This is a genomic window from Thalassospira sp. CH_XMU1420-2 (assembly GCF_037029325.1).
In the GTDB taxonomy this organism is placed as follows: Bacteria; Pseudomonadota; Alphaproteobacteria; order Rhodospirillales; family Thalassospiraceae; genus Thalassospira; species Thalassospira povalilytica.
The window spans coordinates 1-1,591 of the sequence record NZ_JAYMEG010000046.1 but is presented as its reverse complement, the minus strand read 5'-3'; the positions used below and the strand labels follow the sequence as shown (position 1 = coordinate 1,591).

General features: G+C 52.4%; 2 protein-coding genes. Both read left to right on the top strand.

Annotated elements, in window-relative coordinates; translation table 11 throughout:
* Positions 1-105: 105 nt before the first annotated feature.
* A complete protein-coding gene (locus WA429_RS21140; protein WP_068517704.1) occupies positions 106-1,056 on the top strand; it encodes a PDR/VanB family oxidoreductase in 951 nt (316 codons plus the stop codon).
* Positions 1,040-1,591, top strand: a 552-nt coding sequence (locus tag WA429_RS21135; RefSeq protein WP_336107901.1) for a Gfo/Idh/MocA family protein, incomplete at its 3' end; no start/stop codon positions are given. The genes WA429_RS21140 and WA429_RS21135, both read left to right, overlap by 17 nt.

Genomic DNA, 1,591 nt, shown 5'->3' with positions numbered 1-1,591 from the left:
TAGATATCGAAGTTTATATACACTACGCTTTTACAGGCGTCTAGTGACTTGACAAGAATTATTAGATATCTAATTTATTGCGTAAAGTTAATTCGGGAGGAAAAAATGTCAACAGAATTAGAAAGCATAAAAATGCGTGTTGAGGCGCGACGCGAGCTAACGCCTTATATTTGCGAGTTTACGCTTTCCCCCGTAGATGAGATCGAACTCCCCGCCTTTGAGCCGGGATCGCACATCACCGTCGAAACGCCATCTGGCGCGATGCGCCGCTATTCGCTTGTTAATGATGGGGAATTTCCCGAAAACTACGTGATTGCAGTGAAACGCGAGCCAGAATCGCGTGGCGGATCATCCTCAATGCACGAGTCGGCAACAGTTGGTACCGAGCTTGTCATTCAAGCGCCAGAAAATTCGTTTGCGTTGAAAAATGCGCCAAAATATTTGCTGATCGCCGGTGGTATCGGCGTCACGCCAATCTATGCGATGGCCAATCACCTTTCGGCCCAGGGCAAACCGTTCGAGATGATCTATTGCACCCGATCAGCCGAGGAAACGGCATATCTGGATGAAATCAAGAACGCATTCGGATCGCGCGTTAAGTTCCATCACGATAACGGCAACCTCGAGCAGGTTTACGATTTCTGGGACCACTTCGAAGAGCCTGGCGCCGAGCATGTCTATTGCTGCGGCCCATCCCCTTTGATGGAAGAAATCAAAGCCATCTCTGGTCATTGGCCGGAAGGACGTGTCCATTTCGAAGACTTCAAAGCCGTCGAGGCCGTGCGCGAGGACGACAAACCGTTTGAAGTGACTGTCGCCAATCTCGATACCACCATCACCGTTCCCGCTGACCGGTCCGTTCTGGAAGCACTTCGTGATAATGGGATCAAAACGGTGAGCTCTTGTGAAAGCGGCACATGCGGCACTTGCCGCTGCAAGCTGATCGAAGGGGATGTCGACCACCGTGACATGGTTCTTATGGACGAGGAAAAAGACAATCAGATTATGATCTGCGTCTCCCGCGCGAGGGAGGGTAATCTTGTCATCGAACTCTGAACTCCGAACCGAACAGGTGCCACTGCGCCTTGGTGTGATCGGACTTGGTCGGGGGTTTATGTTGACATTACCAAGCCTGATCGCTGATCCGCGCGTTCACCTTGTTGCGGCCTGCGCCCCGCGTGAGTCATCACGCCAAGCCTTCAAAAAAGAATTTGGCAGTCCGACTTATGAACGGGTCGAGGACATATGTGCAGATCCGAACGTTGAAGCGGTCTATGTCGCAACCCCACATCAAATGCATGTTGACCATGTTGCGATTGCGGCCCGCGCCGGTAAGCACGTACTGGTCGAGAAGCCGCTTGCCATCAGCCTAGAAGATGGCATTCGGATGGTCGAAATCTGCGAAGAGGCTGGCGTCCAACTGATTGTTGGCCCAAGCCACAGTTTTGATGGTGCAGTCAATCTGGCGCATGACATCATTCAGTCGGGCGAGGTGGGCAAGGTCAGAATGATGCACGCCCTCAACTACACCGACTTTCTGTATCGGCCACGCAGACCCGAAGAACTGGTTACCGCTGAAGGCGGCGGCGTC